The 20,152-nt window shown below is 60.6% G+C and carries 17 protein-coding genes; 11 read left to right on the top strand and 6 right to left on the bottom strand.

Going from position 1 to position 20,152, the window contains the following annotated elements; genetic code table 11:
* Window positions 1-37: 37 nt before the first annotated feature.
* Window positions 38-1,975 carry a bifunctional 5-dehydro-2-deoxygluconokinase/5-dehydro-2-deoxyphosphogluconate aldolase gene (gene iolC, locus LOY36_RS10695; RefSeq protein WP_258673378.1) on the bottom strand — a complete coding sequence of 646 codons (1,938 nt, stop codon included), beginning with the start codon at window positions 1,973-1,975 and terminating at the stop codon, window positions 38-40.
* A 311-nt stretch (window positions 1,976-2,286) separates the two neighbouring features.
* Between iolC and LOY36_RS10690 the strand changes: the two genes are divergently transcribed.
* Together LOY36_RS10690 and LOY36_RS10685 are read left to right on the top strand one after the other, a co-directional pair.
* Entirely contained in the window at window positions 2,287-3,207 is a 921-nt protein-coding gene (locus LOY36_RS10690; RefSeq protein ID WP_007939390.1) for a MurR/RpiR family transcriptional regulator, read from the top strand.
* Between the two features lie 109 nt (window positions 3,208-3,316).
* Window positions 3,317-3,928, top strand: coding sequence for a glutathione S-transferase (locus tag LOY36_RS10685; RefSeq protein WP_258673375.1), 612 nt, complete (start codon window positions 3,317-3,319; stop codon window positions 3,926-3,928).
* A gap of 180 nt (window positions 3,929-4,108) precedes the next feature.
* On the opposite strand, the gene LOY36_RS10680 is transcribed toward LOY36_RS10685, so the two are convergent.
* Window positions 4,109-5,350 (bottom strand): M20/M25/M40 family metallo-hydrolase, encoded by a 1,242-nt coding sequence (locus tag LOY36_RS10680; RefSeq protein WP_019649286.1) that lies wholly within the window; start codon window positions 5,348-5,350, stop codon window positions 4,109-4,111.
* Window positions 5,351-5,636: 286 nt separating this feature from the next.
* A complete protein-coding gene (locus LOY36_RS10675; protein WP_258673373.1) occupies window positions 5,637-6,710 on the bottom strand; it encodes a diguanylate cyclase in 1,074 nt (357 codons plus the stop codon).
* A gap of 260 nt (window positions 6,711-6,970) precedes the next feature.
* Between LOY36_RS10675 and LOY36_RS10670 the strand changes: the two genes are divergently transcribed.
* The 5 genes from LOY36_RS10670 (at window position 6,971) to LOY36_RS10650 (ending at window position 13,404) form a co-directional block, all read left to right on the top strand.
* The gene (locus LOY36_RS10670; protein WP_018928038.1) at window positions 6,971-7,915 is read left to right on the top strand and encodes an alpha/beta fold hydrolase; all 945 of its coding nucleotides are present in this window, start codon (window positions 6,971-6,973) and stop codon (window positions 7,913-7,915) included.
* Window positions 7,916-8,115: 200 nt separating this feature from the next.
* Window positions 8,116-9,615, top strand: a complete 1,500-nt coding sequence (gene glcD, locus LOY36_RS10665) for a glycolate oxidase subunit GlcD (RefSeq protein ID WP_258673370.1) — start codon at window positions 8,116-8,118, stop codon at window positions 9,613-9,615.
* A complete protein-coding gene (gene glcE / locus LOY36_RS10660) occupies window positions 9,615-10,664 on the top strand; it encodes a glycolate oxidase subunit GlcE (RefSeq protein WP_258673368.1) in 1,050 nt (349 codons plus the stop codon). Before glcD ends, glcE begins: the two co-directional genes overlap by 1 nt.
* 1 nt (window position 10,665) lies before the next feature.
* A complete protein-coding gene (gene glcF / locus LOY36_RS10655; RefSeq protein ID WP_258673366.1) occupies window positions 10,666-11,883 on the top strand; it encodes a glycolate oxidase subunit GlcF in 1,218 nt (405 codons plus the stop codon).
* Window positions 11,884-12,012: 129 nt separating this feature from the next.
* The gene (locus tag LOY36_RS10650) at window positions 12,013-13,404 is read left to right on the top strand and encodes a VOC family protein (protein ID WP_258673364.1); all 1,392 of its coding nucleotides are present in this window, start codon (window positions 12,013-12,015) and stop codon (window positions 13,402-13,404) included.
* Window positions 13,405-13,525: 121 nt separating this feature from the next.
* Here LOY36_RS10650 and LOY36_RS10645 read toward each other — a convergent pair whose 3' ends face one another.
* Window positions 13,526-14,317 carry a tellurite resistance TerB family protein gene (locus LOY36_RS10645; protein ID WP_258673361.1) on the bottom strand — a complete coding sequence of 264 codons (792 nt, stop codon included), beginning with the start codon at window positions 14,315-14,317 and terminating at the stop codon, window positions 13,526-13,528.
* Between the two features lie 107 nt (window positions 14,318-14,424).
* On the opposite strand from LOY36_RS10645, the gene LOY36_RS10640 reads away from it, so the two are divergent.
* The 3 genes from LOY36_RS10640 to LOY36_RS10630 all read left to right on the top strand — a co-directional run bounded on the left by LOY36_RS10640 (window position 14,425) and on the right by LOY36_RS10630 (window position 16,108).
* Window positions 14,425-14,790: a VOC family protein gene (locus LOY36_RS10640; RefSeq protein ID WP_064617017.1), complete on the top strand. Its 366-nt coding sequence runs from the start codon at window positions 14,425-14,427 to the stop codon at window positions 14,788-14,790.
* Window positions 14,791-14,987: 197 nt separating this feature from the next.
* Window positions 14,988-15,710 (top strand): phosphatidylcholine synthase, encoded by a 723-nt coding sequence (gene pcsA / locus LOY36_RS10635; protein ID WP_026345825.1) that lies wholly within the window; start codon window positions 14,988-14,990, stop codon window positions 15,708-15,710.
* An 11-nt stretch (window positions 15,711-15,721) separates the two neighbouring features.
* Window positions 15,722-16,108: a DUF488 domain-containing protein gene (locus LOY36_RS10630; protein ID WP_258673359.1), complete on the top strand. Its 387-nt coding sequence runs from the start codon at window positions 15,722-15,724 to the stop codon at window positions 16,106-16,108.
* Here LOY36_RS10630 and LOY36_RS10625 read toward each other — a convergent pair.
* A complete protein-coding gene (locus LOY36_RS10625; RefSeq protein ID WP_258673357.1) occupies window positions 16,105-17,604 on the bottom strand; it encodes an amino acid racemase in 1,500 nt (499 codons plus the stop codon). The genes LOY36_RS10630 and LOY36_RS10625 overlap by 4 nt on opposite strands.
* 11 nt (window positions 17,605-17,615) lie before the next feature.
* On the bottom strand, window positions 17,616-18,908 hold the full coding sequence (locus LOY36_RS10620; protein WP_019649297.1) for a dicarboxylate/amino acid:cation symporter: 1,293 nt from the start codon (window positions 18,906-18,908) through the stop codon (window positions 17,616-17,618).
* A 233-nt stretch (window positions 18,909-19,141) separates the two neighbouring features.
* On the opposite strand from LOY36_RS10620, the gene LOY36_RS10615 reads away from it, so the two are divergent.
* The gene (locus LOY36_RS10615; protein ID WP_258673354.1) at window positions 19,142-20,077 is read left to right on the top strand and encodes a LysR substrate-binding domain-containing protein; all 936 of its coding nucleotides are present in this window, start codon (window positions 19,142-19,144) and stop codon (window positions 20,075-20,077) included.
* The last annotated feature ends 75 nt before the right edge of the window (window positions 20,078-20,152 follow it).

Raw genomic sequence — 20,152 nt, 5'->3', positions numbered from 1 at the left:
CCCTCGCCACAAAAGCCTCATCAATCAGCTAATTTTTTCAGGCTCGGGCCGTGCGCCAGGCATCGATCAGTTCGACGAAGGTGCCCTGCACCTGGCGAATCAGCGCTTCGTCGTCGATTTCACCGGCCAGCCACGCGCGGCTCGGTTCCTGGAAGATCGTCCGACCCACGGCGAAACCACGGCAGGTCTGGCTCTGGCTGGCCTGTTGAAACCCTTCGGCCAAGGTCGCCGCCGGGGCATTCAGGCCCAGCAGCACCACGCCACGGCAATACGGGTCGCGTTCCTGAATCAGCTCGTCGAGTTGTTTCCACTCCTCGGCGCTTTGCGCTTCGATCTTCCACCACGCCGGGTAGATGCCTAGGTTGTAGAGGCGTTTGAGGGCGCGATAGAGCACGTCCGGATGCGGTGACGGGTGATCCTTGGGCGGAATGATCTCCAGCAGCAACTCGTGCCCGCTGACTTGCGAGGCCTGGTACAGGCCCTTGATCTGCGCCTCCTGCTCCAGACGCAGCAGAGGCTCGTCGTCGGGATGGAATTGCACCAGGCATTTGATGATCTGTTCTTGCGGCCAGCCGATCAGGTTGCTGCCGATCGAGCGCCCGTGTTCGAACGCCAATGGCCGCGAACCCTGCACTTCCACTGGCCGCGCCACCCACCAGCCGCGACCGGTGGCGGCGTTCAGCGAGTCCTGGCCGAAACGTTGATCGGCCAGCAAGCCGACATCGGCGTCGACACCCTGCTCACGCAAATCCGCCTCGACCCGTTCCACGGCTTTGATAAAGAGTTGTTTGAGTTCGCAGATAGCGTTCAGGTCGCGCCCGCCCTTGTGGGCCAGCTCCACCAGTTGCCCGCGATGATCGAAGGCAAAGATGAACAGCTGCTTCCACTGTTTGCGCGGCACGCTGACCTGATGCAGACGCTGCAATGTCACGTCCTGATCCGGCCGGGTGATCGGCACCGGGCTGTTGAACAGGTAATCGAGTTCGGCGCGGGTCGGCATCGCCGGGGCGCAGGCATGGCGCGACACCACCAGACCGCCGCAGGCATTGGCCAACTGGCAGCAGCGCTCGTCGCTGGCATCCTCCAGCCAGCCACTGAGGAAACCCGACATGAAGGCATCGCCGGCCCCCAGCACATTCAGCACTTCGACGCGCACACCGGGATAGATCGCGCCGTCTTCGAGACGCGCCGGGATCGCCCCGTGGATCACCGTGCAACCTTGCGGGCCGAGCTTGACCACCAACGTCGCCGCGCTCAGGCGCCGGACATTGCGCAGCGCGGTGAGCAGATCCTCGGCGCCGCCGGCGATCAGGAATTCTTCTTCAGTGCCGACGATCAGGTCGAAACGCGGGAGGATTTTCTGCACATGCTGGCTGACGTTCTGGCTGGCGACGAAACGGGTTTCGCCGTCCGCCTTGCCGGCCAGGCCCCAGAGCACCGGGCGGTAGTCGATGTCCAGCACCCGTTTGACGTTGTGCTTTTCGGCGTAGTCCAGCGCCTGAATGCTCGCCTTGTAGACACCGTCGGTGGAGAAATGGGTGCCGGTGATCAGCAGGGCTTTGCTGGAAGCGATAAAGGCTTCGCTGATGTCTTCGGCGCGCAACGCCATGTCGGCGCAGTTTTCGCGGTAGAACACCAGCGGAAAGGTTTCGCGATCCTTGAGGCCCAGCAGAACCATGGCGGTCAGGCGTTCCGGATCGACCTTGATGCCGCTGACGTCGCAGCCTTCACGGACCAGGGATTCAACGAGGAAACGGCCCATGTGGTCGTCCCCTACCCGGCTCAACATCGCCGACTTCAGCCCCAGTCGCGCGGTGCCGAAGGCAATGTTGGCGGACGAACCGCCCAGGTACTTGGCGAAGCTGCTCACATCCTCCAGCCGCGCCCCGACTTGTTGCGCATAAAGATCGACGCCAAGGCGTCCGAGGCAAATCAGATCCAATTGACGCCCACTGGCAAAACGAGTCTGGCCCATGCTGGCTCCTGTTATTTTTATCAGCCTGCGTTCGGGGCGATGAAGGCGCCGAACACTCTTGGTGGATGCAGACTAAAACGACCGGGGCCGAACAATCAATATTTATTCTATATATTTTTTACGTGGAATATTTTTTCCAATAAACTTTGATACAAGCGTTCCAGACAGCGTGCATCGTTTCAGCAGGCCCCAGGCCGATTGCAAGCTCAAGATTTTATTCCGGCCTACCCTGTAGACTGCGCACAGCCAACCTATTGTCAGGGGATGACGAGAACCGTCATCCCTATAAGAACAAGCCAGAAGGATTTCTTATGTCCCGCACCGATCAGCCGGCTACGACCGAGAGCTCGCCCGACAGCGATCTCGCCAGCCCTCCGATCAATGCCGAGCGTCTGTTGCAGCTGATCACCGAGGAGTACGAAAGCCTGCCGCGCCAGCTCAAACGCATCGCCAGCTACATGAGCCAGCAGAGCGACCGGATCATGGTCGACCGCATCAGCGACATCGCCCGCGAATGCGAAGTGCACCCGTCGGCCATCGTGCGCTTTTCCCAGCGCTTCGGCTTCAGCGGGTTCAGTGAAATGCAGGCGCTGTTTCGCGAGGCCTACACCCACAAGACCACACCGGTGCAGAATTACCAGCAACGCATCCGCAGCATGATCGCCAACAAGTCGCAGAAGGCCAGCGGCGGCGACCTGGCGCGCGAGTGCATCAACGCCACCCTGTCGGGCATCGAGCGATTGGGGCTGGAACTCGATGACCAGGCTTTCGACAAGGCCGTTGACCTGGTGGTGAATGCCGACAACATCTACGTGGTCGGGGTGCGCCGCTCGTTCGCGGTGGCCGATTACCTGGTCTACAACCTGCAACACACCAACAAGCGCATCCACCTGGTGTCAGGCCTTGGCGGCAGTTACCGCGAGCAGATGCGCAGCGTGCGCGCCAACGACCTGGTGATCGCCATCAGCTTCACGCCCTATGGCAAGGAAACCCAGCACTGCCTGCGCATCGCCCAGCACCATCAGGCGAAAACCCTGATCATCACCGACAGCAACCTCTCGCCATTGGCCAAGCGCGCCAACACCGTGCTGCTGGTCAACGAGGGCAGCTCGTTTGCCTTCCGTTCATTGAGTGCCACCTTGTGCCTGTGCCAGGCGCTGTTCATCGCCGTGGCTTATCGACTGGAATTGAAGGTCGATGAGATTCATGAGCAGGCAGGCTTTGAGGATTAGCCTTCGAGGATGAACAATAGGCCTGAGGATTAGCGCGAAACCGCTTGCAGGTCGCTGAACCTCGGCTAAGGTTGTCCATCCCCAAGGACCGTCTGTAAGGAGAGGCTCAATGAAACTGATCGGCATGCTGGATTCGCCCTACGTGCGGCGTGTCGCCATTTCCGCCAAATGCCTGGGCATCCCGCTGGAGCACGCGTCGGTTTCGGTGTTCAGACACTTCGAGCAGTTCCAGCAGATCAACCCGGTGGTGAAGGCACCGACGCTGGTGCTGGATGACGGTGAGGTGTTGATGGATTCAACGCTGATCATCGATTACCTCGAAGCCCTGGCCGCGCCGGGTAAAAGCCTGATATCCGACAATCCGGCTCAACGCTTGCGCTCGCTGCGCCTGATCGGCCTGGCGTTGGCGGCGTGCGAGAAGTCGGTGCAGCTTTACTACGAACGCAACCTGCGGCCAGCGGAAATTCAGTACGCGCCGTGGGTGGAACGGGTTGAAGGGCAATTGGCGGCGGCGTATTCGGCGCTGGAGCGGGAGCTGGAAAAACAGCCGCTGAAGACCGACGGCTCGATTGCACAGGATGGGATTAGCCTGGCGGTGGCCTGGAGTTTTACCAACCTGGTGGTGCCGGATCAGGTGGAGGCCGTGCAGTTTCCACTGATCAACGCGTTTACGGCTTATGCCGAAAGGCTTGAGGTGTTTGTCGATACACCGATCGAGTAGCCTAATCACTGAAAATCCCTGTGGGAGCGGGCTTGTGTGGCGAGGGAGCTTGCTCCCGCTGGGTCGCGAAGCGGCCCCAAAGCTTTGCGACTGCTGCGCAGTCGAGCGGGACGGTGCGGCGATCCGACAAGCTCCCTCGCCACAGGTGCCTGCACCCGATTGTGGAGGTGATCTGGCCGATTACCGCTTGGCCAACTCCATAATCATCCGCGACAGCAAATAAATCCGCGGCGCCACGCTTTCGACCTCGGCGTACTCCTCAGGCGTGTGGATATTGCCGCCGACAATCCCAAACCCGTCCAGCGTCGGCGTACCAACACCCGCGGACAAACTCGCATCTGCCGCCCCGCCGCTGCCTTCTTCCGTCAACTTGCGGCCAATTTCGCCGTAAATGCCTTGAGCCATAGCCATCAAGCGATCCGATTCCGCCGTTTGCGGCATCGGTGGCAAGCCGCGCTTGAGGCTGGTGGTGACTTGCGTATCGGCAATCAGTTTGTCCTTCGACACCCGCGCCAGGTCCTTTTCGATCCGGTCGAATTCCTCCGGCACCGCCGCCCGCACGTCAGCCTTGGCCGTGGCCTGATCCGGAATCACGTTGGTGCGGTCGCCGGCCTTGAGCACGGTGAAGTTGATGGTGGTTTTCTTCGCTTCATCGCCCAGTTTGCCGAGTTGCAAAATCTGGTGCGCGGCTTCCATGGCAGCGTTACGCCCCAATTCCGGGGCAACGCCCGCATGCGCAGCCTTGCCTTTGACCTCGACCACGGCGGTAGCACTGCCTTTGCGCCAGACCACCAGGCCATCGGCCGGGCGGCCGGGTTCGAGGTTGAGGGTCACGTCGTGGGCCTTGGCGGTTTTCTTGATCAGGTCGGTGGCGACGTCCGAGCCGGTTTCTTCACTGGCATCTAGCAGGAAGGTGATCTGCGCGTAGTCCTTGAAGTCGAGGTTCTTGAGGATTTTCAGCGCGTAGATCCCGGCGACGATGCCGCCCTTGTCATCCATCACGCCTGGCCCATAGGCGCGGCCGTCCTTGATGTGGAACGGGCGCTCGGTGGCGGAGCCTTCCTTGAACACGGTGTCCATGTGCGCCATCAGCAGGATCTTCGCCTTGCCGGTGCCTTTGAGGGTAGCCAGCACATGGTTGCTCTCGTCCGGGGTGTTGGGCACCAGTTCGATGGTGGCACCGAGCTTCTTCAACTCTTCGATGGCGATGTCACTCACCTGGGTCAGGCCCGGTTCATAGCCGGAGCCGGAGTCGATGTTCACCAACCGTTCCAGCAGTTTCAAGGCTTCAGCCTTGTACTGTTCAGCATCGGCGAGGACTTGTTTGTGGGGTTCGGCGAAGGCTGCCGGGGTGAAGGTGCCTAGGGCGAGGGTCAGGCCAAGGCTGGTGGCCAGGAGGGAGCGCGGGAGCTTGAACGTCATGAATCGATCCTTGTTTCGTGTCGGGGGTCCTGAAACCCTACCTGACTACGACACAAGGCTCTACACCGGATGCGACACATACAAACCTGCATGACCACACATTCCCTGTGGGAGCGGACCTGTGGCGAGGGGGCTTGCCCCCGTTGGGGAGCGAAGCGCCCCTGAAACCAGTCACCGCGATCTTGAATTAGAAAGCGGTGACCGGTTTTACGACTGCTTCGCAGCCGAACGGGGGCAAGCCCCCTCGCCACAGGTCCGCTCCCACGGGTGATGTGTGCATATTGGGTTACACAGAATCAAGCAACTCTTTACGCGGCTTGCCGTCGCCATGGCAAATGACGCGGTTACGGCCGGTGCTCTTGGCTTCGTAGAGCGCCTGGTCGGCGTCGTTGAGCCACAGGGTCGCTTCGTCGTGGGCCGGGTTGAAGGCCGCCAGGCCGATGCTCAAGCTGACCTTCAGCGCCGGGTTCTGCTCGTAACCCAACGTGGCGAAACGAGCACGCAGCGCATCCATCGCCACGGCGGCGCGCTCCAGCGGCAGGTCCGGCAGCAGCACGCAGAATTCGTCGCCACCATAGCGGCCGGCGACATCGGCAGCCCGCAGGTTCTGCTTGAGGATTTTGCTCAACTGACGCAAGACGATGTCCCCGGCGACATGGCCGTAGGTGTCGTTGATGGTCTTGAAATGATCGATGTCGATCAACGCAATCGCCCCGCCCTTCTGCTGGCGCCGGCAACGCTGAAACTCGATTTCCAGCTGGTCTTTCCAGGCGCCGTGATTCAGCAGGCCAGTCAGGCTGTCGGTGCGGCTCAGGGCTAGCAACTCGCGCTTGTGTCGGCCGAGAGTGTGGGCCTGACGGAAGCAGATCCAGCCCAGGGACATCGGATAAATCGACAGTAAAGGTAAACAGGCGTATAGCTGAAATGGACTGGTTTGCGGGACAAAAGCCGGCATGAACACCAGCAGCCCGAGGCCGATCCCGAGCACCTGCACAACGGCGCCCACCAACAGAAAACGCAAGCCACCGATGGCCACGTTGTGCATCGCCATCATCGACAGCGTAGCTGCGCTGGGCAGCGGATTGAACTGCATGGCGGCAACCCAGAAACCGCCAAGAAACGCGTCCACCAGAATGTTGCGGTGTTCAGCGTGATAAGGAATTTTCGCCCGACGCGCCCATTGATAGGCCACATGCGGCCAGATGACGCCGTTGAACAGCATCACCACCCAGACCCAGGGCGCGGGGTCGAGTGGATACATCCCTGCACCGACACACAATAGTCCAAGGGCCAGACCCAGGATGCGCGACCCATAAAGCCTCCTGGCCAATGAAAGTCCCTTTCCTCCCTTTTTTTCCATAGAGGCCTCTGTACTACTGAACCGAGCCTGACATCACATGGGTGAAAGTGATTGAAGTCTATCAGGGGAACGGCGAATAGCCATCACCGGATGACGGTCTGACAGCTGGTAGCTCCAATAGTGTGGCATCGCGATGAGGCGAGTGCCCAATGTTTGTCTATACATGAAGTAAGGGATCGATAAACCACGATAAACAGGAGGCCGCTGCAGAGGCTCCGCCAACCACCCTCCGTCCTGATCACTGCAAAAGGAATAGCCCGATGCTTTTGTTGGTTGTCGCTATCGCCGTTTTCGCGGCCTGGAGCTGGTTGAGCTACCCGGCCATCGGTTACTGGCTCTATGACTTGAACATGGCGCTGGAGGCCCGGCTGTATCGGTTGCACAAGCTTATCGTGCCGATCACCGAAATGACCGTCTCGACCTGGCAAGGCGGCCCCTACGAAGCCTCCAGCAACATACTGATGCTGCACGGCTACAGCGCCGACAAGAATATCTGGCTGCGCTTCGCCCGGCATTTCGTCAACGACTACCGGGTGATCATCCCCGACCTCGCCGGCCATGGCGAAACTGGCTTCAAGGCCGGTGGCGGTTATGACATTCCGGTCCAGGCCAAGCGGTTGATCCAGTTGCTCGATGTCTGCGGGGTCGAGAAGGTGCATGTGATCGGCAATTCCATGGGCGGCTACATCGCGGCATGGCTGGCGGTCAATTACCCCGAGCGTATCGTTTCACTGGCGCTGCTCGATCCGGCCGGCGTCACTGCCCCGGAACCCAGCGACATGGAGCGCCACCTGGCTCGCGGCCATAACCCGTTCCTGATTCATTCCCGTGAAGAGTTTCAGCATTTCTACGCCATGACCATGGCTTCGCCGCCATGGGTACCGGGGATCGTGCTGGACGCTGTCGCCCAGCGCTATGAACAGCAGCGCGATGAGCTGGAAGAAATCTTCAGGGACTTCCGGGCCAGCCCGCCGATGGAGCCAAAACTGCCCGATATCAAATGCCCGGCGCTGCTGCTTTGGGGGCGCAAGGACCGCTTGATCGACGTTAGCAGCGTGCCCGTCTGGAGCAAGGGCATCGCCGATCTGCGGGTGGAAATCTGGGACGGAGTCGGCCACATGCCGATGGTTGAGCAGCCGACCAAAACCGCACGCTTGTACCGGGAGTTTTTGCGGGCGCATCACATGACCCCCACCGCCTCGTAGCAGCTGTCGAGCCCTGGCGAGGCTGCGTTCGGCTGCGTAGCAGTCGTCAAACCAGAGCTTGCAGTGCATCAGGCAAACCGCGTCAGCCGGATTTACGACTGCTACGCAGCCGAACGCAGCCTCGCAGGCTCGGCAGCTGCTACGGAGGGTTGGCGGATAATTGGGGGGAGATGCTCGGCGATTCATACGAGGCGCGATTGATGAACATTCTTTACGACGAACGCATCGACGGCGCCCTGCCCAATGTCGACAAGGCCGTGTTGCTCAAGGCCTTGCAACAGGAGGTGCCGGACCTGGACATCCTCTGGCGCGAGGAAGAACTCAAGCCCTACGAATGCGACGGTCTCTCGGCCTATCGCACCACGCCGATGCTGGTGGCCCTGCCCCGACATCTTGAACAGGTGCAGGCACTGCTCAAGCTCTGCCATGCCCGGAATGTGCCGGTGGTGGCACGTGGGGCCGGCACCGGGTTGTCCGGCGGTGCGCTGCCGCTGGACAAAGGCGTGTTGCTGGTGATGGTGCGATTCAACAACATCTTGCACATCGACCCCGCCGCCCGCACCGCACGGGTCCAGCCAGGGGTGCGCAACCTGGCGATTTCCCAGGCAGCGGCGCCCTTCGGTTTGTATTACGCACCGGACCCGTCCTCGCAAATCGCCTGTTCCATCGGCGGCAACGTCGCGGAAAACGCCGGTGGCGTGCATTGCCTCAAGTACGGCCTGACCGTGCACAACCTGCTGAAACTCGAAATCCTGACCCTTGAAGGCGAACACCTGACCCTCGGCGCCGACTCGCTGGACGCACCGGGGTTTGACCTGCTGGCGCTGTTCACCGGCTCCGAAGGCTTGCTGGGGATCATCACCGAAGTCACGGTCAAACTGCTACCCAAACCCCAGGTCGCCAAAGTCCTGCTGGCCAGTTTCGATTCCGTGGAAAAGGCCGGTCGCGCGGTGGCCGAGATCATCGCGGCCGGGATCATACCCGGCGGCCTGGAAATGATGGACAACCTGGCGATCCGCGCCGCTGAAGACTTCATCCACGCCGGTTACCCGGTGGACGCCGAAGCGATCCTGCTGTGCGAACTGGACGGCGTCGAAGCCGATGTCCATGACGACTGCGAGCGAGTCCGCGAGGTGCTGCAACAGGCCGGCGCCAGCGAGGTGCGCCAGGCGCGGGACGAGGCCGAGCGCGTGCGGTTCTGGGCCGGGCGCAAAAACGCCTTCCCGGCCATCGGCCGACTTTCGCCTGATTACTACTGCATGGACGGCACCATCCCCCGCCGCGAACTGCCCGGCGTGCTCAAGGGCATCGCCAGTCTGGCGCAAGAATATGGCTTGCGGGTGGCCAACGTGTTTCACGCCGGCGACGGCAACATGCACCCGCTGATCCTGTTCGACGCCAACCAGCCCGGCGAACTGGAACGGGCCGAAGCCTTCGGCGGCAAGATCCTCGAACTGTGCGTGAAAGTCGGCGGCAGCATCACCGGCGAGCACGGCGTGGGCCGGGAGAAAATCAATCAAATGTGCGCGCAGTTCAACAGTGACGAGTTGACCTTGTTTCACGCGGTGAAAGCCGCGTTTGACCCGCAGGGGCTGCTCAACCCCGGCAAGAACATCCCGACCCTGCACCGCTGCGCGGAATTCGGCGCGATGCACATCCATGCCGGGCAGCTGCCGTTCCCTGAGCTGGAGCGTTTCTGATGGCGGATTTCGATGCCAGTGAAGCCCTGCTCGATCAGGTCAGGCAGGCGCTGGAAAACGCCACACCGCTGCGTATTCAGGGAGGTAACACCAAGGCGTTTCTCGGCCGTGAAGTGGCCGGCGAAGTGCTCGACACCCGCGCCCACTGCGGCATCGTCAGCTATGACCCGACGGAACTGGTGATCAGCGTTCGCGCCGGCACACCGCTGAGCGAACTGTTTGCCGCGCTGGATGCCGCGGGGCAAATGTTGCCCTGCGAGCCGCCGTCGTTCGGCGAAGGCGCCACGGTCGGCGGGATGATCGCCGCGGGGCTGTCCGGGCCGCGGCGCCCATGGGCCGGCTCAGTGCGGGACTTTGTCCTCGGTACGCGGGTGATCAGCGGCCTGGGCACTCACCTGCGCTTTGGCGGCGAAGTGATGAAAAACGTCGCCGGTTATGACCTGTCGCGCCTGATGGTCGGCAGTTACGGTTGCCTCGGCGTGCTGACTGAAGTCTCGCTCAAGGTGCTGCCCAAACCCCGGCAATGCCTGAGCATCAGCCTGGACATCGACTGCGCCCGCGCCTTGGCCAATCTGGCGCAATGGGGCCAGCAACCGCTGCCCATCAGCGCCGCCAGCCACGACGGCCAGCGTTTGTACCTGCGTCTGGAAGGCGGCGAAGGCTCGGTCACGGCGGCCCATCAACGGCTCGGCGGCGAACCGATGGACTCCGCTTATTGGTCCGACCTGAACGAACAACGACTAGACTTTTTCAATGAAGGCCTGCCGCTGTGGCGCTTGTCATTGCCCAACAACCTCGGGCCACTGGACTTGCCCGGCGAGCAGTTGATCGACTGGGGTGGCGCGCAACGCTGGTTGAAATCAGCAGCCGATAACATTCAATCACTGGCTCAGCAGCACGGCGGCCATGCCACCTGTTTCAGCCATGGCGTCACAGAAATGCCTTTCCAGCCCCTGGCCCCGGCGCTGCTGCGCTATCACCGGCAACTCAAGGCGCAACTGGACCCGCAAGGGTTGTTCAACCCCGGTCGGATGTACGCGGAGCTGTAAGATGCAAACCAATCTCAGCGAAGAGGCCCGACAACTGCCCCGCGCCGAAGAAGCGGACAAGATCCTGCGCACCTGCGTGCACTGCGGATTTTGCAACGCTACATGCCCGACCTATCAACTGCTCGGCGACGAACTGGACGGGCCACGCGGGCGCATCTACCTGATCAAGCAAGTGCTCGAAGGCGCCCCCGCCACGGCACAGGCACAATTGCACCTGGACCGCTGCCTGACCTGCCGCAACTGCGAAACCACCTGCCCGTCCGGGGTGGATTATCACAACCTGCTGGACATTGGCCGCGCCGTAATCGATCAAGCGGTGCCACGCCCGGCCAGTCAACGACTGTTGCGTCAGGGCCTGCGGGCATTGGCGCCGAACCCGAACCTGTTCAAGACCCTGCTGCAGATCGGCGCCACTTTCCGGCCGTTGCTGCCACGGGGTGTTGAGGCGAAGTTACCCCGCGACCTCCCTGCTCCGGGCGAACGCCCTGTCCCTCGGCATGCACGCCGGGTGTTGATGCTCGAAGGCTGCGTACAACCCGGTCTGTCACCGAACACCAACGCCGCGACGGCGCGGGTGCTGGATCGGCTGGGAATCAGCGTGATTGCGGTGCCGGAAGCCGGCTGCTGCGGCGCGCTGGACTATCACCTCGACGCCCAAGCTGCGGGCCTGGACCGCGCCCGACGCAACATCGACGCTTGGTGGCCGCACCTGGAAAGCGGCGCCGAAGCCATCGTGCAAACCGCCAGCGGCTGCGGCGCATTCATCAAGGATTACGGGCATCTGCTGGAGCGCGACCCGGTTTATGCGGCGAAGGCCCGGCGGGTCAGCGAACTGGCGCTGGACCTGGTGCAAGTGCTGGCCGATGAGCCGTTGGAGCGAGTCTGCGCCGCCACCGACCGACGGATCGCCTTTCACTGCCCCTGCACCTTGCAGCACGCACAGAAACTCGGCGGCGCGGTCGAGGCCGTGCTGACGCGGTTGGGCTTCAATCTCACAGCTGTGCCCGACAGTCATTTGTGCTGCGGCTCAGCCGGCACTTATTCGATCACCCAGCCGGAGCTGGCCCGGCAACTGCGCGACAACAAACTCAACGCCCTGGAAAGCGGCCACCCAGAAGTCATCGCCACCGCCAACATCGGCTGCCAGAGCCACCTCAACAGCGCCGGGCGCACCCCAGTCAGGCACTGGATCGAATTGGTGGACCAAGTGCTGCGTTGACCGAGCAGCCTGAGTGGCAAGAACAGTCCTTGGCAGAATGAAGTTCGTCAGAAACTTCGTTTGTCGGCGCCGCCGAAGGCTGCGATCTTTTCCAGCATCCGTTACGTCACTGCGCCAGGAATTTTTTTCATGAGCCACCCGAATTTCGTCAGCCCTGACCTGATCCGCCAACGCTTCTCCAAAGCGATGTCCGACATGTACCGCGAAGAAGTGCCGCTGTACGGCGCGCTGATGGAACTGGTGGAACAGACCAACCGCCGCGTGCTGGACAGCGACCCGCAAATCGCCCGACAGCTGCACAGCACCGGGGAAATCCAGCGGCTGGACCTGGAGCGCCACGGTGCAATCCGCGTCGGCACCGCCACTGAACTGGCGACCCTCGCCCGCCTGTTCGCGGTGATGGGCATGCAACCGGTGGGCTATTACGACCTGACCCCGGCCGGCGTGCCGGTGCATTCCACTGCATTCCGTGCCGTGCATGAGGCGGCGTTGCAGGTCAGCCCCTTCCGGGTGTTCACCTCGCTGCTGCGCCTGGAACTGATCGAAGACACCGAACTGCGGGCCTTTGCCCAGTCGGTACTGGACCAGCGTTCAATCTTCACCCCGGCAGCGCTGACGCTCATCGAACGCGCCGAAACCCAGGGCGGCTTGACCGAATACGAGGCGCAGGACTTCGTCGCCCAAGCCCTGGAAACCTTCCGCTGGCACCACAGCGCCACCGTCACCGCCGAACAGTACCAACAACTCAGCGCCCAGCATCGACTGATCGCCGACGTGGTGGCGTTCAAAGGCCCGCACATTAACCACCTGACGCCGCGCACCCTGGACATCGACATCGTCCAGGCACAAATGCCCGCCCACGGCATTACCCCCAAAGCGGTGATCGAAGGCCCACCCCGCCGCCAATGCCCGATTCTGCTGCGTCAAACCAGCTTCAAGGCGCTGGACGAGCCGATTGCTTTTACCGATCAAGCCGAGATGCGTGGCAGCCACAGCGCCCGCTTCGGTGAAATAGAACAACGCGGCGCAGCGCTCACGCCCAAGGGTCGGGCGCTTTACGACCGCTTGCTCAATGCTGCCCGGGATGAACTCAAGGAATTCCCCAACGAAGCCAATGCCGCACGCTACAACGCGCTAATGACCCAGCACTTTGGCGAATTCCCTGACACCGTTGAGGACATGCGCCAACAGGAACTGGCGTACTTTCGCTACTTCGTGACGGAAAAAGGCCTGGCGGCGGATGATCTGAACGGCGCGTCGCTGGAAGATTTGCTCCACGACGGGTATGTGCGGGTAGAACCGCTGGTGTACGAAGATTTCCTGCCGGTCAGTGCGGCGGGGATTTTTCAGTCGAACCTGGGGGACGCGGCGCAAACCCACTATGGTGTGCATTCGAACCAACAGGCGTTCGAAAAGGCGTTGGGGCGGTCGACGATTGATGAGTTGGGCTTGTATGCCGAGACGCAGCGGCGATCGATCGAAGAGTGTTTTGCAGCATTGGGTTTGAAGGTTACCGATTAGGCGTTATGGCCGCGAAAAGATCGCAGCCCTGCGGCAGCTCCTGCAGGAATACGTATTTCATGCAGGAGGGGCCGCCCCGTCGTTCGTCGCGTCGTTGCAGGCACGGCACGTTTTCGACCTTTTAAGCCGCACCGCCCTTGGCCTGTTGCTCCAGGTGCAGTTGCAGCTCTGGATCGATCTTCAGCGCAGCAGCCAGTTCATCCAGATAATTGCGCTCGGCGTCCTGCTGATCGTCCACCAGCATCACGCTGGCCAGGTACATCTCGGCGGCCATGCCCGGATCCTGGGCGGACTGCGCCACATCGGCGGCGTCCAGCGGCCGAGCGACTTCGTCATCGAGCCATTGTTGCAATTGCGGGTCGTCGGTATGGCGGCCGATTTCGGTGCTGATCATTTGTTTCTCGGCGTCGTCGATACGGCCGTCGGCCTTGGCGGCGGCGATCAAGGCGCGAAGGATGGCGTGACTGTGGTCTTCGATTTCCGGACCGGATAACAGATCAACGGTACGCGGCGCCTGTTGTGGTGCCGAGGCCTGGTTGCGTTGCCATGCCTGATAGGCCTGGAACGCCATCATCCCCAAAGAAGCCAACGCCGCATAGTTGGTGCCGCCCGAGCGCATCTGGCTTGAACCGCCCAAAGGGGAACCGCCGCCCAACAGACCACCGAGCAAACCTCCCAAACCTCCGCCCCCAGCACCGCCACCCGCGCTGCCACCCAACAGGCCACCGAGCAAGCCACCCAAATCGCCCAAGCCGCCCAAGCCGCCTTGAGTCGACGTCGCACCACCACCTTGTTGCGACAACGAGCCCTGGCCGGCTCGCAGTAATTGCTCAAGCAAATCGCTGGTGTTCATGACGACGTCCTCATTGATGGGCAGAAACTCAGTCAGGCAACGATAGTCCTCGCCGGACATTCCGCCAACTCCGTCTGGCTGACGTCAAAAGGTGCCCCTTCACACTGCTGACAGAAACTGACAGCGCCTCCTTTTATGCTGCGTCCACCTTCTAATGGAGCAACCCCATGATCACTCCCCGTTTCATTTTGCTTTTCGTGGACAACCCCGCCGTCAGTGCACGGTTTTATGAGTTTCTGCTGGAGCGCAAGCCCGTGGAAGAGTCGCCGACCTTCGCCCTGTTTGTCCTGGACGACGGCTATAAACTGGGGCTCTGGTCGCGGCATACCGCCGAACCTGCAACGACTGTAACGGGCGGCGGAACCGAGCTGGCGTTCCCGGTGGAGTCTGCCGAACAGGTCGATGCACTGTTTGCCAAGTGGAGCGCTCTAGGGCTGACCATGCTGCAAACGCCGACAGAGCTCGACTTCGGTCGCACCTTCGTCGCCCTTGACCCGGATAACCATCGGCTGCGGGTGTTCTTTCCTCATTAAGCTGACAACACAGGCAGACAACGCTCATGACGTACCCCGGATATTTCCGGGGTATTTTTTTGTGCGGCGTCTAAGATTCAAGGGTGGTGAACCTTATCCTCGAAAATCCGGTCGATACCTGCAACCCGATCCGGTTTGCCGACGCCCTCAATAGCAGGGTGATAACTGGCTTGCTTCATTTTCTGGAGAACGCCCCCGTGATATCCACCGTACACATCGCCAGGCTCAAAGCATGGGGCGCCCATGGTTTTACCGCCACCGGCGTGGTCACTGCCTTCCTCGCGACCCTCGCCCTGCTGGAGAACCAGCCCACCCATTGCCTGCTGTGGCTGGGCGTGGCGCTGATCGTCGACGGGCTGGACGGCGCGCTGGCACGCAAGGTCAACGTGCAATCGGTGCTGCCGAGTTTCGACGGCTCGATCCTCGATCTGGTGATCGACTACCTGACCTATGTGTTTATTCCGGCGCTATTCATCTACCGTTACATCCCGTTGCCGGACTACACCCTGCTGCTGACCGTGTCGCTGATTCTGGTGTCGTCGCTGTTCTGCTTCTGCAACGTCAACATGAAGAGCAAGGACAACTACTTCCAGGGCTTCCCCGCCGCATGGAACGTGGTTGCGTTGTGCCTGTACATCATCGGTCCGTCGCCGTGGATAACGTTGCTCACCGTGATCGGCCTGGCGCTGTTGACCGTGACCCGAATGAAATTCCTGCACCCGTTCCGCGTGCGCCGCTTCATGCCGATCAACATTGCCGTGACGGCCATCTGGTTGCTGTGCAGCTTGTCGCTGGTGCTCAACCATCCGGTCATCAACCCATTGGTGATGAGCCTGTGGCTGCTGATGTCGGCGTACTTCCTGGGGATCTGCATCTGGCGCACGGCGCTGGAGTGGTTCGACGGCTCGCGGCTCAAATAGGCACTGCAATCATGCCCATCCATATCGTGCGACTCGGCGCACCCCGCACCACGAATGAAGGCCTGCGCCTGGGCACGGTACGCCGCCCGCCCCGTGGTGTACCGAAGGCCGAATTCGCCAGCCGCGACTTCTATGATGTGTGGCAACCGCTGCTGTCCCCCAGCCCCGAACTGGTGGCCGAAGCCAAGGCGGCAGAAGATGCCAAAGCCTGGGAGAGCTTCAAGCGCAAGTTCAAGGCCGAGATGAACCATCCCGCGCCCAGTCAGCTGCTGGACCTGCTGGCCGCCCTCTCCCATCAAACCTCACTGGCCGTGGGGTGTTACTGCGAAGACGAAGCACACTGCCACCGTTCCGTATTACGGGAGTTGCTGGAGGCTCGGGGCGCAAAGGTTGTTTAGCCAAGATGCAGATTTGATCGCTCGCCCGAATGTTCACGGGCAAGCTGAATACACTTCATAGCCAGAATGGTCGTCGGGTCGATCAATGCCACTTGATGCCCCTTGATCATGAAGGCCTCGCTATGCTGCAGCACCAGCGGCAACTCCGTACATCCCAGGATGAGCACATCGGCGCCCAGTTCACACAGGTGCTCGGCGGCGATCAGGAGTTGGTCCCTGCAAAGGCCCTCTGTGAACCCGGCCTTGATCCCGAGCGCCCCATAAATCGCATCCATGACCAATGCCTGGTAATCCACACCGGGGGCGATTATGTGCAGCCCGGCCCGCCGGGCGGCCTCGTGGTAGACCTGTCTCTTGATCGTGCCCGACGTCGCCAGCAGCCCGACTGTTTTCCCGGCGCCGTACTGCTGAACGATGGCCTCTACCGTCTCGGCAAGCATGTTCACAATGGGTACGCGCAAGTGTGCCTGGATGCGCTCGACGAATGCGTGGGCGGTGTTGCACGGGATCGCAATCGCATTGGCTCCGGCGCTTTCAAGCCGCTTGCAGGTGGCATACATCGCCATCGTCGGATCGGTTTCGTCATTCAGCAAATTGGCGGTGCGATCAGGAATCTGGGGGTTTTGTTCGACCACCATCTTGATGTGCTCTTGGTCACGGCCGGCCGGTGTATGCGCAACCACCTTGCCCATGAAATCGACCGTTGCCGCAGGCCCCACCCCGCCTACGATCCCAAGCTTGAAGGGTGGGCGATTCGACTGACCTTTCTGCTGGGTCGCGAAGCCGGCATAAATCTCATTGATATCCAACACCGTGATGCCCCGCCGCTGCAGGTCGCCGCAGACCAACGAAAGCTCGGTCATGCCCGGCAAGACCATCGTGGCCCCCTGCTCCTGAAGCGACAGACAGGCCTGATACACACATTCCAGCGGTACACCGTCAAGGTATCCATCCTTGATGCCGTTAACGCCATACATCGCTTCCATCAACCCCGATTGTTCGTCAGCACCTGGATAAACAAGCTTGAAGTCGCTGCCGAAATAGCGCTCGAACATGCCGCAGTGGCGAACATAGTCTGAGGCGAGAATGCCCAATGCACTGCCGGGTTCAGCGACATGATCTATGTGCCTGCGCAATGCGGCCATCATGTCCAGAACCGGTATGCCTATCTCCTCCTGGATCTCTTCGCGGAAGGTGTGGCTGGCAAAACACGGCAGTACGATCGCGCTGACCCCGCTGGCCTCGAAGGTCTGACAGACCTGGAAAACATAGAACTTTCTCGAGGTCATGCTCGCGCCCCGGTCCAATGGCATCAGGACATCTTTGAACGGGTGCTGTTCGAACAGAAAGTGATAGCGGCCTTGATCCTCGAGCACCGCCCTGGACTTCACCAATTTGTAGAACAGATCGCCGCCGGCCAGTGAGCCAAGCCCGCCAACGATCCCCAGTTTGCGTACAAACGACGACTCACGGGACAGCTTCGATTCAGCTTTCATGGTGATAACTCTCAGGCAGTGGCTACAGTGCGAACAGGATGTGGGGATGCCTCGGTTTGAGGGACGTCGTCCGACTCCTCGCAAGGCTCCGATTTAGCGACCACTGCCGTTGCGATGCTATTGCCCACCACGTTGGTGGCAGTCCTGGCCATATCGAGGAATTGATCGATGCCGAGGATCAGCAAAATGCCCGCTTCCGGCAGATTGAACATGGGCAACGTCGCCGCGACGACAACCACCGAAGCCCGGGCTACACCTGCCATGCCCTTGCTGGTCACCATCAGCGTCAACAAGATGAGAAGTTGCTGTGTGAGGCTCAAGTCAACGTTGTAAGCCTGGGCAATGAACATGATCGCGAAGGCTTGATACATCATCGAACCGTCGAGATTGAATGAATACCCCAGTGGAAGTACGAAGCTGGATACGCGCTTCGGTGCGCCGAACTTCTCCAGCGCCTCCATGGTTTTTGGATAGGCGGACTCACTGCTGGCCGTCGAGAATGCCAACAGCACGGGTTCTCGGATCAACTTGCCCAGCGTAAATACCGAACGCCCCAGAAACAGGTAGCCAGCAGCGAACAACACGCCCCACAGAATCACAATGCCCAGGTAGAACTCGGCAATCAGTTTTCCGTAATCGACCAGCAACCCGAGACCTTGGGTGGTGATGGCCGAAGCGATGGCGGCAAAGACACCGATCGGTGCAAGCGCCATGACATAGTCGGTGATCTTGAACATCACCTTCGCCAGCTCTTCAATGTTGTCGGTGATCTTTGTGTAGCCGGCGCGCTTGACACCTGCCAACGCGAAACCGAAGAACAGCGAGAACACTACAATTTGCAGAATCTCGTTGTTGGCCATGGCTTCAGCAATGCTGCGAGGGAATACGTGGCTGATGAACACCTTGAGGCTGAAGTCCCCCGTGTTTACCGCTATCGGTGCCGCGCCGGCCTGAGTCGCCTGAAGATCCAGGCCTGCGCCTGGCTGGAAAAGGTTCACCAGCAACATGCCGATCAACAACGAAATCACTGAAGCGGAAACGAACCAGGCCATCGCCCTCGCCCCGATCCGTCCTACCGATCGGGAATTGCCCATGCTGGCAATACCGCCGACCAATGTGGCGAAAACCAAAGGTGCGATGATCATCTTGATCAAGCGCAGGAAAATGTCCGTCACCATTGAGAAGTAAGAGGCGATTTCTTTGGCGGCTTTCTCATCCGCTGAAAAATGATGGCAAGCCCAACCTACGATGACGCCCATCGCGATGCCGATCGCGATCTGGCGGGGTAAATTACTTTTTTTCACGGTGCTTTCCTCAAGTGATGTTGTAGCTTTTTTTACTTGGCAGAAGACAAGACTGGAATGACCCGATGCTTTGCGGCAGCGGGGCTACAGCACCGATTCTAAGGACGCCATTGGCGCGGGATGATGAGTAATCACCATAGGGTGATGCGTTTTTGGAATAGTTTGCGAAATACCCTCAATGGCTCCATTGCACCGCAGTAAACTCTTCGCCAGAGACGCGATGAGGAGCCAGCATGCAAACCAAATGGTTGGACGATCTTCTGGCAATTGCCGAATGGAAGAACTTTTCTCGCGCCGCCGAAGTGCGTTGCGTCACGCAGTCCGCGCTGTCTCGGCGCATTCGTTCACTTGAGGAATGGGTGGGAGCCGAACTGGTGGATCGCGGCACCTATCCTGTCCAACTGACTCAAGCGGGCCGCAGCTTTTGTGAAGAGGGGCGCGAGGCTTTGTCGGCGTTGCTGCAATTGCGACTGGCTCTTCGCGAAGGAGAAAGAATGCCGGGGCGCTCGATTCAGGTCACCGCCGGGCACAGTCTTTCAATGACATTTCTGCCTAAGTGGCTCACCCAGTTTCAACAGCAGAATGAGCCCTTCAATGCTCGCGTGGTGGCGGCGAATATCCACGATGCGGTGATTGCGCTGGAGGAAGGTAGCTGCGATTTGATGATCGTCTACCACCATCCCCTCGCCCCGATCCAGCTCGCCCCCGAGAAGTTCGGCAGTTTGACCCTGGGGCACGATTCGTTTGTTCCGCTGTGCGCGCCGGACAAGAACGGCAAACCCTTGCATCGGCTACCGGGGACGGCCGCCAAGCCAGTGCCGCACCTGGCGTATACCGCGACCACCTTTTTGGGGCGCGTGGCCGATATCGTCATCAAGAATGCGCCGACGGCTTGCGTGCTTGATCGTTGCTTTGAGGCGGACATGGCCATGTTGCTGATGAGAATGGCGATCGAGGGCTACGGCGTTGCCTGGTTGCCCTTGAGCGCCGTGACCGATGAGCTGGAGCGAGGGCAATTGGTGCTGGCCGGCGGCGATGAGTGGAAGACCCGGCTGGAGATACGTTCGTATTGTTCGATCGCCAATCAAAACCCGACGATGCGCGACCTTTGGAAAACGCTTGAAGTCGCATCGCGAGCAGGCCCATTCGAGCGACCAGACGCCCCTTAGACTGATCATGGTCAATAATCAAAGGATTGAGATGTATCGAACGACCACCGTCTGCTCGCTTACCCACGGGAGGTT

Source organism: Pseudomonas sp. B21-019, from assembly GCF_024749225.1.
Classification (GTDB): domain Bacteria; phylum Pseudomonadota; class Gammaproteobacteria; order Pseudomonadales; family Pseudomonadaceae; genus Aquipseudomonas.
Note: the sequence above shows the minus strand (reverse complement) of the source record. Positions and strands in the feature narration are given on the sequence as shown.

Excerpts from the sequence above, each read along its gene's own strand:
- iolC (WP_258673378.1), bottom strand. The coding sequence starts at position 1,975 with ATGGGCCAGACTCGTTTTGCCAGTGGGCGTCAATTGGATCTGATTTGC.
- LOY36_RS10690 (WP_007939390.1), top strand. The coding sequence starts at position 2,287 with ATGTCCCGCACCGATCAGCCGGCTACGACCGAGAGCTCGCCCGACAGC.
- LOY36_RS10685 (WP_258673375.1), top strand. The coding sequence starts at position 3,317 with ATGAAACTGATCGGCATGCTGGATTCGCCCTACGTGCGGCGTGTCGCC.
- LOY36_RS10680 (WP_019649286.1), bottom strand. The coding sequence starts at position 5,350 with ATGACGTTCAAGCTCCCGCGCTCCCTCCTGGCCACCAGCCTTGGCCTG.
- LOY36_RS10675 (WP_258673373.1), bottom strand. The coding sequence starts at position 6,710 with ATGGAAAAAAAGGGAGGAAAGGGACTTTCATTGGCCAGGAGGCTTTAT.
- LOY36_RS10670 (WP_018928038.1), top strand. The coding sequence starts at position 6,971 with ATGCTTTTGTTGGTTGTCGCTATCGCCGTTTTCGCGGCCTGGAGCTGG.
- glcD (WP_258673370.1), top strand. The coding sequence starts at position 8,116 with ATGAACATTCTTTACGACGAACGCATCGACGGCGCCCTGCCCAATGTC.
- glcE (WP_258673368.1), top strand. The coding sequence starts at position 9,615 with ATGGCGGATTTCGATGCCAGTGAAGCCCTGCTCGATCAGGTCAGGCAG.
- glcF (WP_258673366.1), top strand. The coding sequence starts at position 10,666 with ATGCAAACCAATCTCAGCGAAGAGGCCCGACAACTGCCCCGCGCCGAA.
- LOY36_RS10650 (WP_258673364.1), top strand. The coding sequence starts at position 12,013 with ATGAGCCACCCGAATTTCGTCAGCCCTGACCTGATCCGCCAACGCTTC.
- LOY36_RS10645 (WP_258673361.1), bottom strand. The coding sequence starts at position 14,317 with ATGTCCGGCGAGGACTATCGTTGCCTGACTGAGTTTCTGCCCATCAAT.
- LOY36_RS10640 (WP_064617017.1), top strand. The coding sequence starts at position 14,425 with ATGATCACTCCCCGTTTCATTTTGCTTTTCGTGGACAACCCCGCCGTC.
- LOY36_RS10630 (WP_258673359.1), top strand. The coding sequence starts at position 15,722 with ATGCCCATCCATATCGTGCGACTCGGCGCACCCCGCACCACGAATGAA.
- LOY36_RS10625 (WP_258673357.1), bottom strand. The coding sequence starts at position 17,604 with ATGAAAGCTGAATCGAAGCTGTCCCGTGAGTCGTCGTTTGTACGCAAA.
- LOY36_RS10615 (WP_258673354.1), top strand. The coding sequence starts at position 19,142 with ATGCAAACCAAATGGTTGGACGATCTTCTGGCAATTGCCGAATGGAAG.